The following is a 15,905-nucleotide window of genomic DNA, read 5'->3' as shown; positions in this document are numbered from 1 at the left end:
CTATTTAAGCATATCGGACAGAAAAGCGAGTGCTAAGCCTTGACCCCAGCCCTGAATCCAGTCTTTGGGGATATTGCGATACCCTTCCCGGTCTTTCATCACCGCTGTTCCGCCCGATACACCCAGTACCCGCCCATCTTCGCTGATATTGTCCAAGATACCTTTCAGAGCCTTTTGCACATATTTGGTATGCAGCGGATTGCCGTTATTGATCATAGCCGCCGCAATCCCGCAAGAGGCGGATACTTCTTCATAGGACTCTTCGTCATCCAGCACCGTCCGCCACAAACCGTTCGCCGTCTGAACAAGCTTGAGCGCCGCCAGCTGATCCCGGAGTGAACATTCTACATCCATACACTGCGGATACAAATACCAGTCCTTCAAAAGCGGTTTGACCTGCGACATGGTGTAGGCGCCCCAAGCATTCGCTCTACCCCAATATAATCCGGACATGTGATCCTGCTTGATGTTATTGTAGCCGTGGTACCAGAATCCGCTGCTAGGGTCCTGCAGGTATTTGATATGCCAGTAATATTGATTCAGGGCATCCTGGATCATTTCCTGATCATTTAGCTTGCTTCCTACGCGGAGCAGAAAAAATGCCGCCATAAACAACGTATCCGCCCAGGCCTGCTCCGGAAAATCATTCGACACAGATACGGTATGCTGCAGCACATTGTCCCCAAACCTCAGCGCATTACTGCGGATATAATTCACCTTGCTCATCACAATATCCCAATATTTCTGGTTGCCAGTCTCTTCATACAAGGTGATCAGCATGTGGCCCATGGCACAGGTGTTTACCGTCCAGTCCGGCAGGCCCAGCTCGATATATTCATCTGCCCACTGGACAAGCATATCCAAATACTCTTTATTTCCTGTGGTCTGATAGGCTCTGGATACCCCATAATAAGCCACCCCGCAAGGCCAGTCCCACGTTAAATCCATCGCGAGTGTTTTTCTGGTGACTTTGTCGATAACGCTTAATATTTCTTCCCTGTCATAATTGATTTGAAGCATCTATATTCCCCTCTCCTTCGCACACGCCCCCAAAGGCGCCTTTAGAGCCGTCCGTCTTATTGTAAACGCTTTATATACTCTATTGTAAGCAGTATAATGGTATACATCTAAGCACATTCGCAGCAAAACTGCGCAATTTCAACCATTTGTTGAAGAGAGCTATATAGATTGAACTTGTGGTTTTTCTACTTTGGGGTTGGCAGTGACTCCAGAGAATGTTTGGACTTTCGGCCGCTGTTAGGTTTGGATTTCCTGAATTTAACCGCGATTCGCGGTAGAAATCCAAACCTAAAGGCGGACGCTATCGCTCCTACAGTTCCAAAATTCCCTTCCGCCACTTTTCCCTAAGTTTATATTCTTAAATTCAATCTATATAGTTGAAGTTACCTATTATTCACCTCCAACCAACACAAATTCAAGTAATGGAATGGGAGCAGCGAATATGCCCAGAAAAAAGAAACCTGTCATCGAGTACCGCCATTACAGCTTGCCTATCCATTTCCCTGTCCTGCTGTTAAGCGGCGACCGCTGGAGGATTTCCGATATCAAAAGCGAACATCTCCATTTCCATAACCATTTGGAGATTGGCATTTGCTATTCAGATAGCGGCATTATGGAGATCAAAGGAGAAGCCGTCCCCTTTAAAGCCGGAGATGTGACCTTCCTCCCCAGATATCTCCCCCATACCACGTACAGTTCGCCTGATACGGCGAGTCTGTGGTCCTATCTCTTTTTTTCACCGGAGGAGCTGTTTCAGCATTCCTTCAAAAGTGCCTACAGCAGCTTCGAGCCGAACCTGTGGAGAGTGCAGGGAAAGAACTGTATTTTGAATAAGGAGCAATATCCCAAGGTCTATTCTCTTGCCACGTCGGTCGTAGAGGAGCTCAAGCAGCAGAAGCCCTACTACCAAGAAAGCGCTTACGGATTGTTGCTGTCTCTCTATATAGAATTGCTTAGAATTCATTCCACAAATGAACCGCTGGCTGAACAAGAAACTGAGCATAGTATGAAGGGCTATTTCGCCATTTCGCCAGCTCTGGAGTATATCACGAAAAACTATATGACCCCCATCACCATTGATTTCCTGGCGGATTCATGCCACTTAAGCACAACGCATTTCCGCAGAAAATTCCATGAAATTATGGGAACGGCACCTCTCGATTTCCTGAGCAGCACCCGAATCGAAGAGGCCTGCAAGCAGCTAAAAAGCACGGATGATTCCATTCTCTCGATCTCTGAGCAGGTCGGATTTCGTTCTATTTCCAGCTTCAACCGCTGCTTCTCCAGGCTCCTGGGAGAGTCGCCCAAACAATGGCGTAAAGGGGCACAGTCCGAAGCACAGTCGGCGAAGGCGTCGATATTGGAGTTTACGGGGTGGGTGTGAGGTGGGTGTATATGGTTCTAGTAATCTTTCCGATCTTCAAAATGGTTCCGGTGACTTATCCTCCAGCAAGACGATATCTTCTCCTTGCCGTTGTCTCATTTTAATGTTCTCTTTTCCCCAAGTACACATAACGTCAACGATCTTATTGGCTGTAACTCCATATTCCGTGAGGCTATATTCGACTTTTGGCGGCATCTGCGGGTATACATATCTTCTGACGAGTCCATCCGCCTCAAGTTCCCGAAGCTGCTGGATCAGAACCTTTTGTGAAATGCCTTGAATATTGCGCTGTAATTCGCTTGTTCTCTTCGCACCGGGCATCAGTAAGCAGATGATCAGAGATTTCCACTTTCCACCGATGATTTCAAGTGTTGCCTCTATGCCCAGATGATATTGCTTCATTGAATAACACCTCGTTAATGACGATCTTATAACACAGGTCTAAAAATTCATTGTTGCATATATTTTTTTCCGAGTCCAGTACGTACTTTGAAGTAACCATCTTACTTTATTGTGTGTATTTTCTTTTTTTGGGGCCTGCAAGATAATGATGATATTCAAAAAAATACAGGCCTGTGAAGGGAGATTCCCAATGAAAACACTGGTGATTCTGGCACACCCGAACCTTGAGGCTTCAAGGGTCAACCAGCGATGGAAAAAAGAATTGCTGCAATATCCAAGCGATATTACAGTTCATGAGATTTACAAAGAGTATCCTAACTGGAATATAGATGTTCCTGGAGAGCAAAATTTATTAGAAGCCTATAATCATATTATCTTTCAATTTCCATTGTATTGGTACAGCTATCCTCCACTATTAAAAAAATGGTTTGACGATGTTTTTGCTTACGGGTGGGCTTATGGTTCAAAAGGTGACAAGCTTAAAGGGAAGAGGTTAGGGCTTGCCATGTCCATCGGCGATAAAAAAGAAAATTATTTGCCGGAGGGTTCTGTTTCTTTTACCGTGGATGAAATGATCGCGCCTTTCAAAGCCAGTACAATACATGTAGGTGCAGTCGCACTCCCCTACTTTGCTGTCTTCGGAGCTTCATTTCAAGCCAGCGATGAAGAAATTAATAATAGTGCAAAAGAATATATCAACTATATCTTTAAGCACCAAAAGTAACTAAATACAAATACAACAGGGGCTATCCCAAGTCTTTATCTAAGACTTTATGGATAGCCCCTATTTCACAAAAGCGGACAACGCACAGCCAAACGAGTCTACAATGTTTCCGTACTGAGCGTAAATCCCTCGATTACGACTTCCTCGTCAACCTCGATCATGATGCATCGTTTCCCCTGATAATTCACCTGCTTCACATACCTTAGATCCTGCGGGCTGACGGAAATGGTGGCTACCTTTGTCTCGATCTTGATCGATTTTGAAGTATATTTCGGTATAACACTGCTTGCCTTCATTTCATAGTACTTATCGTCGACGACCGTTTCGAACGCCCGCTCCACCTTTTCTGCCGTCACGTTCTCTACGCCGCTTACCTTCAGGACGCGTTCCACATCCTTATAATCCAGCTTGGGGGCTTCCTCCTCCTCTGCACCATCTTCGATGACCTGCTGGATTTCCTCATACACCTGGGCGAGAGTGGTCGTATCGAGCTGTTCACCCGCCAATTCCTTCACGATATCTTCGAAGAAGCTTCTCTCTTCCAATGCTGTTACAGATCTCTCGGCATTCAGGACCTGCTCGATGAACTGCGGGTCCGGATAATTCGATTTTCCCGTACAATACAGAATGCGGTTCACATCAGAATAGTTGTCTGTCACACTCGGATAAAAGAACCCTTGCTCCGGTGAACTCAGCTTGATGATCGGATCGACAATGATATTGTACTTGAATTCCCGCTCCACATAATCGAACATGAGGTTTTTGCGCTGCTGTTCCGTGGAATTCACGCTGCACAGAATAAACGGATGCGCGAACATCTCGTCCTTCCCGCTCTCTTCGGCTTCATCATTCCTGGCCTTAGTCGGCCGGTAATACTGCCCGCGAACAAAAGTGATTACCATATCCTTCTCATACTTGACATCTACCAGCATCTTGTCCACGAGCAGCATCATCAGATCCTGCCATTCTTCAGCATCACCTGTCACCAGGCCTTGGTGAAGCATTACCCGCGTCGGGTCCTCCGCTTCCTCCTGAAACTTCAGCTCGAACAGCTTATGGTCCAACTCACCGGTGAGCAGTTTTTTGAAATTGCCCATATACAGTTCCTGCTTCTCTCTGTCCACGAGGCCAAACGGCAGGCGCTCCCAATGATAGATCTCGTTGCTTTCCTTCATAATATACACGTTAAGAATATCGTAGATGTTCATCAGATCATGATCCAGCTTAAACTGCTTGCGTATGTGTGCGACTTCTTTTTTATTCATAATGGGTTCGGCGGCTCCTTAGATGTGTAATAACCTTATTCAGTATAAATGATAAGGAATGAAAATGGTAAGGACGGAATTTGTGAAATATATTACAGCTGGCAAAATACCCGCAACGGATCGTCACAGGCATTTACCGGGAGATACGGAACTCCGCTATAACTTCTCAACATATTGCTTCGCTTCGCCCAGAGACAGATTAGTATGCATGCGAACCAATTTGATCGCCGGAATGAGCTTACCGTCCTGCTTCAATTTCCATACAGAGGCTTGGATCTCATCGGGTAGAATCCGTCCTGCGCTGGCTGCTTCCTCTCTGCGTTTCAGTTCAGCGGCTACTTTCTGCTCCAGGTCTGCCGGCAGCGTCTCATCTACCGTCTGAATTAACTTATAATCGCGTTCCGGCAATCTTCTGTTAACCGCCCCAAGTACGGTCCCGACAATCGAATAGAGAGCCAAATACTGCACGAAGCGGTACAGATACAGCCATGCCGTGCTGAGCTCTATGATCCCCCCATCCTGCTTCAGAATCGCTATGTTATCAGAAATGGCATATTCACCGGGTGCATAATTATTTACGTCCTGCATGACCTGCAATTCCCCGATAGGAGACACGATCCATTCAAGCGGCTTATTGTACATGGGGTTGCCTGAAGTATCAAACATCATGCCCACCACTGTAACTACGGCGATGACATAGACAATATGGTTACTCCACGTAAACCGTTTACCAAGCACCACCCCAGTAAAGATCACCAGCAAAGTAAGGCCCTTTATGTAATAGTTATGTAGATAGATTTGTAAAACTGCAGGCAAGAACCATCCGAACAACAGCACCATAGTGGCTGCAAATAGAAAGACAACTAATAGAACAATGGCATTCTTCTTCATCCATCAACGCGTCCTTTCTCCAGATATACTATATTCTTACCCCAATGTGCAAGCAGGTGATACACAAGCCGCCGGGCAGTATCTGAAGCAGCTACAATTGAAATACGGAGCCGAAAAGCGCTGGGCGATATTAGAAAAGAAGTATGCGGGTATTTTTGGTGAGTACGGGATTTGATCTATTGTGCAAAAAAAAGAACGCCTAATCAAGACGTTCTTTACACTTAACAACATGGTATAATAGCAGAAGCGATAGAAGGCTAATATGGGCGGCAAAAAGAAATAGGCCGCCCTGCTCAAAGGTAGCGTTCCTATTTCAATGGATAAACCCTTTAAGCCTCCGCCCTTAAAAGCGGCTATTGCGCAGAGAGTCGTGTTACCAGCACGGCTCTCTTTGCATTGTACGCCTTATCTGCCTTTACTATACCACAGACAAATTAATAAAGTAATAATGTGGATCCAGCGATTCAATGAATTTTGTTGAAAGAATAATTGTTTCTCTGTCGGAAATACGGACGCCCATTATTCACGATCATCCGCTGAATGGGCTCAATGACATTCAATAAATACCTTTTGCATCAATAGGCAATTCCCTAACACGCTTAAGATAATTAGTCATATTGGTATCATCTTTGGCATTGTAAGAATACCCAAAATACTCAGCGACATCCTTGGCTAGAACCCTAAACAATTCACACGAAGCGAATATCGAGTTCCACATATTTTCATAATTACTGTCGGAATAAGTTTCCTTATACATTTCCCAATATGATTCGGGAAGATACTTCTTTATATACTTCTCCATTTTCCCTGTAGAAACTTGAAAATCATTTTTGGTACCCACCCACCATGAAATCAATTCGTCCAAGTGAGGTCTGATAACGTGCTCAAACATTTGTTTCGCATACGGTAATTCATCACGCCAAATTCCTTTAGCAACATTTTGCAGGCACCACCAAAAATTATTACAACAACCCAAATATAATTGCTCTGTAGGCTCTTTAACATGATAGTCGATATCCGTGGGGGCAGGAATGCTTGGCAGGCAGTTATCCTTATCTAATAGAGGAACTGTCAATTTATCACTAACATATCCTTCAAGCATAGATTCTTTAGTTTCTATGTGAAGGTCTATACGATTACCATCTGTAAATAACATTAAATATCCGTAGGACCGAGTAAAATCCATATCTATACCCATAGACTGGTTATTTTTATCAGGCTCCTGAATCATAAGCAATTCACCAAATACATTTACCCATGTCTCGTCTTTTATAAAAGATGAAGTTTCACTTACTACGTAAACAATATCATAATCCTGAAAAATATCCTTGGGAGCATTAGGGTTGGTACGCGAACCGTTCATGTATACCGCACGGATTCGTTCATCCATTTGAGCAACTTCTAGTATTAAATCAAACATTTCTTTTTCAGTTCTCATATACATCCCCTCCAAATCTTCAAACATACTAGACGCAGCATAGTACAACTGGGATATTTTTACTTACATCTTCTCAGATAAGGTATACCCCAGTGCCTAGTGAAAGACAACTTCTTTGCTCAATAAAGTTCACCCTCATTTATTCCGTGTAAATTTTTTTCTAAAACGCACCCTATGTAATTAATGAGTTCAATTTTATAACTGGCTTCTGTAGTCTGCTTAAGACATCGTTACCATGCGTATGTTAAAGCAAGACGCCCCCTCCTTATCATGTAATACGAGGGGGTGAGAAGAACATGGTTGCAATTGTTATAAAATACAACATGGGCTATCCCAAGTCTTTATCAAAGACTTTTAAGGATAGCCCTTAATTTCAATTCAAGGACAGCCGATTGCAGAATAGGCTCAGCAATGCGGCAGCTTCCTGCCTTAAAAGGGGTTCGTTTGACTGGTAGTCCAAGGTTCCAGCGGAATTCCGTGCAATTTCCGGCCCGTACATGCCATTATTCACAATGTACTGCACGGCATCCAAGGCCCAAGGCGCCGTGTCCCCCGCAAGCTTGATACCGGATGATTTTGTCATATTCACTCCGGCTATCATCGCCGCTCGCCACATCACAACAGCAGCCTCCTGGCGCGTAATGGCCGCAGTGACAGCAAAGCTCTGTACCGGGCCGCGCCCCTGCACAAGCCCCAGCTCAATGGCTTTCTGCACATAGCCCAAATAGTCCTTCTCTTCCAGTTCGCTTGTTAACGACGTGTTTTTAGAAGGGGCCATCCCTGTCAAATGCATAAGCCCCGCAATAAACTTTGCCCGGGTCATTTCTTGCTCCGGATGAAAAGCGCTGTCTCCTTTAGGAGTCAATACACCGAGCTGATCGGCTTCATGAATCCATGACGTATAAGGATGCTCATTTCCCACATCCGTATAGACGTTGGGTTCAGGAACTTTTTTCGCCCAACTATCCATCTTATTGTAAAAGGCATATTGGGTACCATTGGAATTGACTTTAAAAGCCGCCTTATTCCCGAGCTCATCTTCAAACAACAAGGGAGCTATTTCCCGGAGTGTATGCGAGCCATAGGGGTCCTTGATTTTCAGCTTGCCATCGTCCGTAACGGAAACCTGAAGAATCCAAAATGGAAGCCGCAAATCCTGATAAATCCCTGTCAGCTGGCCCAGTTCCGCCTGGGATGCGCCTGGAGTGGAAGTAGTTGTTGGTGTTCCGGGATAATAATGATCCATAAAGGCTTTGAAAAACGCCTCCCGCAAATCCGGGCCGTCACTGTTAAAAATAACGAAACCGCCTACTTTCTGTTCCGGCATAAGCCACATCCATGAGTGATATCCCGGCAAATCCCCGCCCTTACCTATGACTCGCTGGCCATTGTAGCTATTTTGATAAAAGGATTCAAAGCCGTAGCCTGTGCCAGAGACCTGCGGATGAATTTGATGATGGATTTGCTGCATATCCTTAACCGAATCCCGGCTTAAAATTTGATTCCCTGCCAGCTGTCCATCATTCAACTGCGCGATCATAAATTTGGCCATGTCCCTTCCGGTGGAGAACATGCCGCCATCCGGTGACTCAGCGGGCCTGGACGGATATTCGGGTATCGGATCTTTTTCGGCAGTATAGGGTACAGCCAGATACTTTCGCAGCCCGGACGTCAGCTTAAAGCTGCTGTTCCCCATGCCAAGCGGCTTGAAAATATGCTCCTGAACATATTGGGCAAACGGAACTCCGGACAACCGCTCCACGATATACCCCTGCAAATTAAAGGCATAGTTATCGTACCGGTAAGCTTCACCGGGCTCCCGAATAATGGTAGGCGCATTTTCCTTAATGAACTGATTATTGGGGACTTCTTTTGCTGAGCTGCCAGCGCTATCCGTATAATCAAATCCGGAGGTGTGAGTCAACAAATGCTCCATGGTGAGTGTTTTATTGGTTTTGTTGACAATTTCCAAGTCTCCCAGATAAGTTTGGAGATCTGCTTGTAAATCAATGGCTCCCTGTTCGGCCAGCTGCATGACAGCTGTTGCGGTGAACAATTTGGAAATGGAAGCAACACGGAATACGGTCTTTTCCGGATCAATGGGCTTCTTGCTGCTGATATCGGCGTAGCCGTAGCCCTTTTCAAGCAATACCTGATCATTCTTTACTAAAACAACAGCAGCCCCTGTAAGCTGCTCCTTGATTTTCGGCTGATTGAAGAATTGGTCTGCAAAAGCTTCCACTTCCTTCGCTTCCGTTGCCCCGGTGGCTTGTTGTTTAAGGGCGGATGCAGATGCTGTCGGCTGCGGGACAAACGAAGCTATAAGCAAACTGCTTAATACGGGCAAAAGAACTTTCCGATGTACGAATGTACGAATATACATTAGATTGCCTCCTGTTTTTGAATGTCTAGATGAATGTGTCGCATCGGCAGCAAGAGGTCCGTTGATATTATTAATCGCCTTAACTGCCTATTCTTTTGTGAGCTCGCCAAGCTGTAATAACGGCAATGACACCACTCCTTTTCATGTATTGCGGGTTGATCCGGGACATCCCCAACCTAACAGAAGCATTGTCATAAAGCCGAGTGACAACTCGTCATAACTTTCATACGACAAGAAAAAGCCGGGGAAAAACAGGAGTGAGTCCCTGAATTTCGCGCGGCTCTTAGCATGACTTTTTAGGCTTTATTACGACTATTTAGGCTACAGGAATACCCTTGTCGATAGAAGCCATCAGCGTTTGAACATACATTTCCCGATTGTTCAGAATCTGCTTAAGAGGCACAAACTGCTGGCGTATCCGCATTTTTCAAAAACATCCTCGATAAAGCCTTCCCCTTTTCGCTCAAGCAGTAATCCGTTACACCGTCGCCTCTGAAATGATTGTGTGAATGGACCTGCGAAAAACCAATAATCGTAATCCGGTTCGCCCAGGCATTCCATAACGAAGCCCGCACAGCCGTTAAACCAGTAATTTTCTCCGTAATGCGGCGTTACCATTGGATGAATCTTAGGCAATCTGTTATTGCTTGCTTTGACTTCCATCACCAATGCTCCTTTTTTGACATTAATTTTCGGTGTGGATTTTAGCTGGCCTGACCGTTTGAGCCGATGAAGATTGGAGCGGGCTGCCCAAGGTGTAAATCCATGTTCATATAAGGAAAATTCACTCCGCAATACCGCACCTCGCCGTTGATTACAACCAAAAAATGCTTTTCGCCGATAATCCAGGAGAGCGTATTGTATTCATCATATTTGATCATTCCGATTTCAGGAAAGTTCTGAAAGTGTAGCGATTTGCACATAGCTACAACCTTTTGCTTACCGCTTAATCCGTTTTAACTGGCTGGAAGTCATTATCTGTGAAGGAGCGGTGTTAGGAGGTTATCATATGTAGTAAAGCACCTACCGCATTTGGGCAGGTGCTTTTTATTGATTATGACTTCCGTACTGGCCTAATATACTTAAAAAACCGTTCCGGATTAAAATAAAAGTAAATTATTCTACCGGGGGAAGTATCAAAGCAGTGACCAGTGCCTGCAAAATCAAAAGTCGCCATTGCCTTTTCCATCTTTTCCTCCACACTACGATTTTCCTGTTCATAATCGAATGGCCCATGTTCAAAAACAATATACTCGGCTTCGGGAACATCAATCATAAGCATTTGTGGTGGTACTTCGCCTTTATAATCAAAAGGAAGACGTGCACCATGACACTCTGTACGTGGAATACCCCAATCGCAGAGTCTGCCGTCCGGGTCGTTAATGTACGCCATAATCTGACCGCTGCCGCTGTTAGATTCGCTCCCACCATCGTCATCCAATTTGCCCTTGATACTATCGAGTAAGCCGCAAATGGTTTCGCAGTCCTGTCCCGGAATAAGGCTTTGCTTTTGCCAAAAATCCCAATACCCATTACTCTCATAGTTTTTAATGTGCAAAAATTTGTGTGCGGGAATGGTTACAAAATAAATTTTAACATCATCTGTAGATTTCATCATACCAATCTCTCCCAATCCGAAAAAGTAGCGGTCGAACGGGTTTATTTTTGTACGAAGGGCGACAGGCATAGGCTTTTTTCGGTATTCACTTGGAGTTACACCATATGTTCCCTTGAAAGCTCTGGTAAAGGCTTCATGTGATGAAAAACCATAATCAAAAGCAATATCCAAAATGCTTTTTTCACTATCCCGAACCTCTTTTAGTGCAAAGGCTAATTTTCTGTGCCGCAGATAATCCCTAAATTGCATACCCGATATTTCCTTAAATTTTCTCGTAGTATGAAATTCGGAATAACCTAACTTGCGAGAAAGAAATCGTAGCGTTATTGCTTCACAGTTACGATTTTTAATACACTCGTCAATTTCATCAACGATTATTTGGATTTGCTTGTGCCACTCGTACATTCGTCGTTCACCTCGTTTCAACCGCTCTATAGTCATTTTAGAGAAATGGAAATTGCCTTGCTTGATTCTACTTGCGGAAAAGAGAGGGCATTCCCACCATTCGTGTCAGATGAAATATTAAAATGGCAGGCCGAACAAGCAGAACCGGATAAAATCAACCACGCCATGCGCAATCATCGCTGATGTCACATCCCGCTTCCACTGCAAGTAAGCAAAAGGCAGCCCGAAAATGACCGTGGTCAGTATGACAACAACAAGACCAGAAATCACGCCTTTGCTCATAAAGGCCTCTGGCGTATGAATCAGCACATGCGGAATGACCATCATAAACCAGCAGGTAAACCGCTGCCCCTTCGTAGAAATTCTCCCTTGCAGCAGGCTGTAGCAAAAGGCAAAAAACAAGGTTCGCATGGCGATTTCTTCAAGAACTGCCGGATTTAGCGATACGAGAAAGCGTGAAAGCGAAACCTGAACATTGAGCTCGTTATTGGAGAGCATCAACCCCACATTTACAGCACCCAAAGCCAGCCCGAAGAGCAGCCCCCATATAATACTGCCCGTCACCCCGCCCTTTCCATTCCGTCTCAAAAATTGAACCGGACTCTCCCGATATACTGCAAATGTACTGAATACAGCAAGTGCAGCCATCACGGTAATCAGAAAGCTGCTGATTATGGAGTAGGCACTTCCTTGAAGATAGGATAAGGATACCAGTCCACCCAAAATCAACGAGATACAAATTTGCTTGGCCGACGGCAACCGATGCCGGAAAAGCAGAATAATCGAAAGGACCAGCGACCACACATCCATTACAAGCCACATCCGCTGTGTTGCATTAATATCCCATACCACACTCATATTCAAAATAAAAATAACGACAAATACGACAAACATGATCCATATGCCTCGAAGCGATTTGCCCTTCATACTAGCCCTCCCGAACCCTATGTTGTTCCTCGGCCACCATCATATCGGAATAAGCCGCAGCTTGTCTGTGAGCTTAACAACATTAAAAACCCCGAAAAAACATAAATCCCCCAAACATACACTAAAGAAAATGGACCCTTGACTTTCCTATTATAGGATAGTTTATGATCACTTTACATAACCAGTAAGGGAGTGGAATAATTGGAAGCTATTATAGTGAAGGAACTGAGTAAGATTTTTAAAAATGGAAAAAAGGCTTTAAGCAATTTCAGCTTAACTGTTTCACAAGGAGAAATATTTTCTCTACTTGGCCAAAACGGGGCGGGAAAATCTACATTGATTAACATCCTTACCACTTTCATCTTACCAACTTCCGGTGAAGTTACAATTATGGGACATAATTTAAAGAAAGAAAGCCAAAGCATCCGAAACTGCATCTCCTGTGTCGCTCAACATACATCCATAGACAAACACATGTCACTTAAGGAGAATTTGGAATTTCAAGGCAGACTGTTCGTTCTGGATTCTACCGCCATACATGCTCGCAGTGAAGAACTAATACAAGCCTTCCACCTAACCGAATATTGTGATTACAATGTATCCGAATATTCAGGAGGGGTGGCAAGACGGCTCGATATTGCAATGAGTATGATCTCCCATCCAAAAGTTTTATTTTTAGATGAGCCGACCGTTGGCTTGGATATAGAATCAAGACAGATTTTGTGGCAAATGATTAAGACAATTCAAGAGAAGTTTAACACGACTATATTTTTGACAACTCATTATTTGGAAGAAGCTCAATTATTAAGCAACACAATTTGCATCATGAAAGACGGGCAACCTCTAATTCAAGGCAGCATGGAAGAACTTAGACAATATTTCAGCGAGCCTGTTATTAGAGTTGAGCTTAATACCGTTGATAACATTGCTGCTATTGTAGAACGTTTGAATGCTCAGAATTTTTCCAAACATATAAGAGTCGAGGAAAAGACATTATATATTTCTGTAGATGACAGCTCTGAAGGCTTTGCTAAAACAAATTTATTGTTAACCGAAAATAATATTGGATTTTGTGCCATAGAAATTCAAAATCCTTCATTATCCGATATTTTCCTGAAATTCACTAGTAAGTCCATAAGATGAGCTTTTAAATAATTATAAGGGAGGAAGTAAAATGAGAACCTTCAGCATTGTCTTAAGAAATGTAAAATGGCGATTCAAAAATATGGAAACTATAATTATGACACTCATACAGCCGTTAATTTGGCTGCTATTATTTACAACGATGTTCCAATCGGAAACATATGTTGGAGATAATTATACGGCTTATACGCTTCCTGGAATTCTGATTCTCGTAACACTTACATCATCCGGTATGAGCGGAATTTCAAATTACTCCTGGAAATCAGAAGGGATTTTTTATCGGATATTCATCTCTCCTGTAAAAAGAAGCTCTATTGTATTAGGACATATTTTTGATGCAGCTATTTTAACTTTTGTCGAAGTTTTTGTACTCCTTATTTTTTCTTTTTTCCTGTCAGTCAAAATAGCAACTGGAATACTTGGGTGCCTACTCATTATTTGTTTAATTTTCTTGTGCGTTTTTTTTGTAGCAAGCCTCTCCTATGCTCTTAGTATGATTTTCAAAACGGAAAATTCCTTTTTAGCCATTGTTAATACATTCATACTTCCCATCTTTTTTGTGAGTACTTCATTGATGTCTTATGAATATATCCCGGCCGCTTTTAAAATCCCAGTATCGGTAAATCCTTTCACATATGTTATAAATGGTATAAGGGATCTAATTTCACAAAACTCTATTGACTGGAACTCGATATTAGGTACTATCTTGTTATTTCTGATCTTGGGCGTTTCGGCATTTCTGCTCGCTTTACATTTATTGAAAACCAGAAATTAGACAATGTTAGGGAGGATTTCGATGCTTAGAATTAGTGACTTTTCCATTCTTTCGCAGTTAAGTACTAAGATGCTTAGGCATTATGCTGACATTGATTTACTTCCTCCGGGCTTTATTGATGAAAGTACTGGCTATCGGTATTATTATGAACACCAGCTAGCAGTAGCTAACAAAATAAACATGTTGAAAACCATGGGACTCAGTCTGCATCTAATAAAAAAGATTTTATATGAATATGATGAGGATATTCATCTGATGAAGTTTTTGAATATGCAAGCGGCACAATTGCAGGAGGAAATAAATGGGAAGCAAGATAAAATATTGTTGATAAACTCCATGATTAAACACCTAAACGCTCAGAAAGAATCATCAAAATATACAGTAACGGCAAAGAAAATACCACAACGACGGGTCATTTATTTACGCGCACAAATCAAGCAGTATCAGGATGAAACTCTGTTATGGAAAAGACTATCCAGGATCGTTCATGGCCAGAATGTACGACTAAGCTATCCGCATTTTAATATAACAGTTTTTTACGAAGAGGATGTTCAAAATCAAAGGATTGATATTGAAGTCCAAAAATGCATTTCAGGGGATTATGAAAATCTGCAAGAAGCAAATATTAAAATAGAAAAAGAACAAACCGTGGCTTCATTTATCTATGAAGGAAATTATAACAAACTTAGTGAAGTGAATGAAACAATCGCTCGATGGATATTAGATAATGATTATGAACTGAACGGCTCCCCTTTTAATATTTATCATATCTCCCCTGAAGAGGCCAACGAAGCTGCCAACTTATTAACGGAAATTTGTTTTCCTATAAAGAAAAAAACAAATATCATAGGATAATAAAGAATATTTGACACTCTCGATGAATGTACCCTTTCTTTTTTAATATGACATAAGATGACATATTTAAGATCTATAATAGGTAGTAGATCAACGAAAGGAGTAACAAATCATGAACCGGAAAATAATTTTAGATTTAGCAGTTACTTTAGATGGTTTTATTGAAGGGACAAACGGGGAGCTTGATTGGTGCATTATGGATTCTGAGATGGAGTTTATTCATTTCTTAAATCAGATTGACACGATTTTGTATGGAAGAACAAGCTATGATTTATGGGGACAATATACTCCAGGAATTGAACAAGATGATACTGAAAAAGAAACTTGGGAATTAATTCATAGTAAAGAAAAATACGTGTTTTCCAGGACACAAAAAGGGACTGACACTAAAGCAATATTCATAAATGATAATATTCTTGAAGAAGTAAATACATTAAAAAACACGCCTGGCAAAGACATCTGGCTATATGGTGGAGCAAGTCTTATTACAACTTTTATCAATTTAGGGCTTGTTGATGAATTTAGATTATCTGTTCACCCAGTCATTCTGGGAGAAGGAAAACCGTTGTTTATTGATATTAAACAGAGGTTGAATTTGACAATGGTTAATACAAAAAAGTTCTCCTCTGGCGTTGTGCAACTAATCTATCATTTGAATGAGAACTAAACCCAAAA

Annotated in this window: 16 protein-coding genes; 6 read left to right on the top strand and 10 right to left on the bottom strand. The window is 42.7% G+C overall.

From position 1 onward, the window contains the following. Entirely contained in the window at positions 1–1,020 is a 1,020-nt protein-coding gene (locus tag H70357_RS03610; protein WP_038585880.1) for a glycoside hydrolase family 88/105 protein, read from the bottom strand. Positions 1,021–1,462: 442 nt separating this feature from the next. Between H70357_RS03610 and H70357_RS03605 the strand changes: the two genes are divergently transcribed. Beyond that, a complete protein-coding gene (locus H70357_RS03605) occupies positions 1,463–2,404 on the top strand; it encodes an AraC family transcriptional regulator (RefSeq protein ID WP_038585877.1) in 942 nt (313 codons plus the stop codon). 36 nt (positions 2,405–2,440) lie between these two features. On the opposite strand, the gene H70357_RS03600 is transcribed toward H70357_RS03605, so the two are convergent. Then, a complete protein-coding gene (locus tag H70357_RS03600) occupies positions 2,441–2,806 on the bottom strand; it encodes a winged helix-turn-helix transcriptional regulator (protein ID WP_038585874.1) in 366 nt (121 codons plus the stop codon). Between the two features lie 190 nt (positions 2,807–2,996). Between H70357_RS03600 and H70357_RS03595 the strand changes: the two genes are divergently transcribed. Beyond that, positions 2,997–3,530: an NAD(P)H-dependent oxidoreductase gene (locus H70357_RS03595; RefSeq protein WP_038585871.1), complete on the top strand. Its 534-nt coding sequence runs from the start codon at positions 2,997–2,999 to the stop codon at positions 3,528–3,530. Positions 3,531–3,628: 98 nt separating this feature from the next. Here the strand turns inward: H70357_RS03595 and H70357_RS03590 are convergent, their stop codons facing one another. The 8 genes from H70357_RS03590 to H70357_RS03560 form a co-directional block, all read right to left on the bottom strand. Further along, entirely contained in the window at positions 3,629–4,795 is a 1,167-nt protein-coding gene (locus H70357_RS03590; RefSeq protein ID WP_038585868.1) for a DUF4317 domain-containing protein, read from the bottom strand. Between the two features lie 156 nt (positions 4,796–4,951). Then, a complete protein-coding gene (locus H70357_RS03585; RefSeq protein WP_038585865.1) occupies positions 4,952–5,686 on the bottom strand; it encodes a hypothetical protein in 735 nt (244 codons plus the stop codon). 556 nt (positions 5,687–6,242) lie between these two features. After that, complete coding sequence (locus H70357_RS03580; RefSeq protein ID WP_038585862.1) at positions 6,243–7,124, bottom strand: aminoglycoside 6-adenylyltransferase; 882 nt, start codon at positions 7,122–7,124, stop codon at positions 6,243–6,245. Positions 7,125–7,497: 373 nt separating this feature from the next. Further along, positions 7,498–9,507 carry a serine hydrolase domain-containing protein gene (locus tag H70357_RS03575; protein ID WP_038585859.1) on the bottom strand — a complete coding sequence of 670 codons (2,010 nt, stop codon included), beginning with the start codon at positions 9,505–9,507 and terminating at the stop codon, positions 7,498–7,500. A 381-nt stretch (positions 9,508–9,888) separates the two neighbouring features. Then, positions 9,889–10,170: a hypothetical protein gene (locus H70357_RS35640; protein ID WP_156130807.1), complete on the bottom strand. Its 282-nt coding sequence runs from the start codon at positions 10,168–10,170 to the stop codon at positions 9,889–9,891. Positions 10,171–10,211: 41 nt separating this feature from the next. Next, a complete protein-coding gene (locus H70357_RS03570; protein ID WP_038585856.1) occupies positions 10,212–10,430 on the bottom strand; it encodes a hypothetical protein in 219 nt (72 codons plus the stop codon). Between the two features lie 131 nt (positions 10,431–10,561). Then, entirely contained in the window at positions 10,562–11,530 is a 969-nt protein-coding gene (locus H70357_RS03565; RefSeq protein ID WP_038585853.1) for a helix-turn-helix transcriptional regulator, read from the bottom strand. 117 nt (positions 11,531–11,647) lie between these two features. Continuing rightward, positions 11,648–12,457, bottom strand: a complete 810-nt coding sequence (locus tag H70357_RS03560) for a hypothetical protein (protein WP_038585851.1) — start codon at positions 12,455–12,457, stop codon at positions 11,648–11,650. Between the two features lie 201 nt (positions 12,458–12,658). On the opposite strand from H70357_RS03560, the gene H70357_RS03555 reads away from it, so the two are divergent. From H70357_RS03555 to H70357_RS03540, 4 genes are all read left to right on the top strand, one after another. Next, entirely contained in the window at positions 12,659–13,600 is a 942-nt protein-coding gene (locus H70357_RS03555) for an ABC transporter ATP-binding protein (protein ID WP_038585848.1), read from the top strand. A gap of 31 nt (positions 13,601–13,631) precedes the next feature. Then, positions 13,632–14,375: an ABC transporter permease gene (locus H70357_RS03550; protein WP_038585846.1), complete on the top strand. Its 744-nt coding sequence runs from the start codon at positions 13,632–13,634 to the stop codon at positions 14,373–14,375. Between the two features lie 21 nt (positions 14,376–14,396). Further along, entirely contained in the window at positions 14,397–15,230 is an 834-nt protein-coding gene (locus H70357_RS03545) for a MerR family transcriptional regulator (RefSeq protein ID WP_038585842.1), read from the top strand. Between the two features lie 112 nt (positions 15,231–15,342). Beyond that, positions 15,343–15,897 carry a dihydrofolate reductase family protein gene (locus H70357_RS03540; protein WP_038585839.1) on the top strand — a complete coding sequence of 185 codons (555 nt, stop codon included), beginning with the start codon at positions 15,343–15,345 and terminating at the stop codon, positions 15,895–15,897. Positions 15,898–15,905 lie beyond the last annotated feature (8 nt).

The sequence above is a fragment of the Paenibacillus sp. FSL H7-0357 genome (genome assembly GCF_000758525.1).
In the GTDB taxonomy this organism is placed as follows: Bacteria; Bacillota; Bacilli; order Paenibacillales; family Paenibacillaceae; genus Paenibacillus_AQ.
Note: the sequence above shows the minus strand (reverse complement) of the source record. Positions and strands in the feature narration are given on the sequence as shown.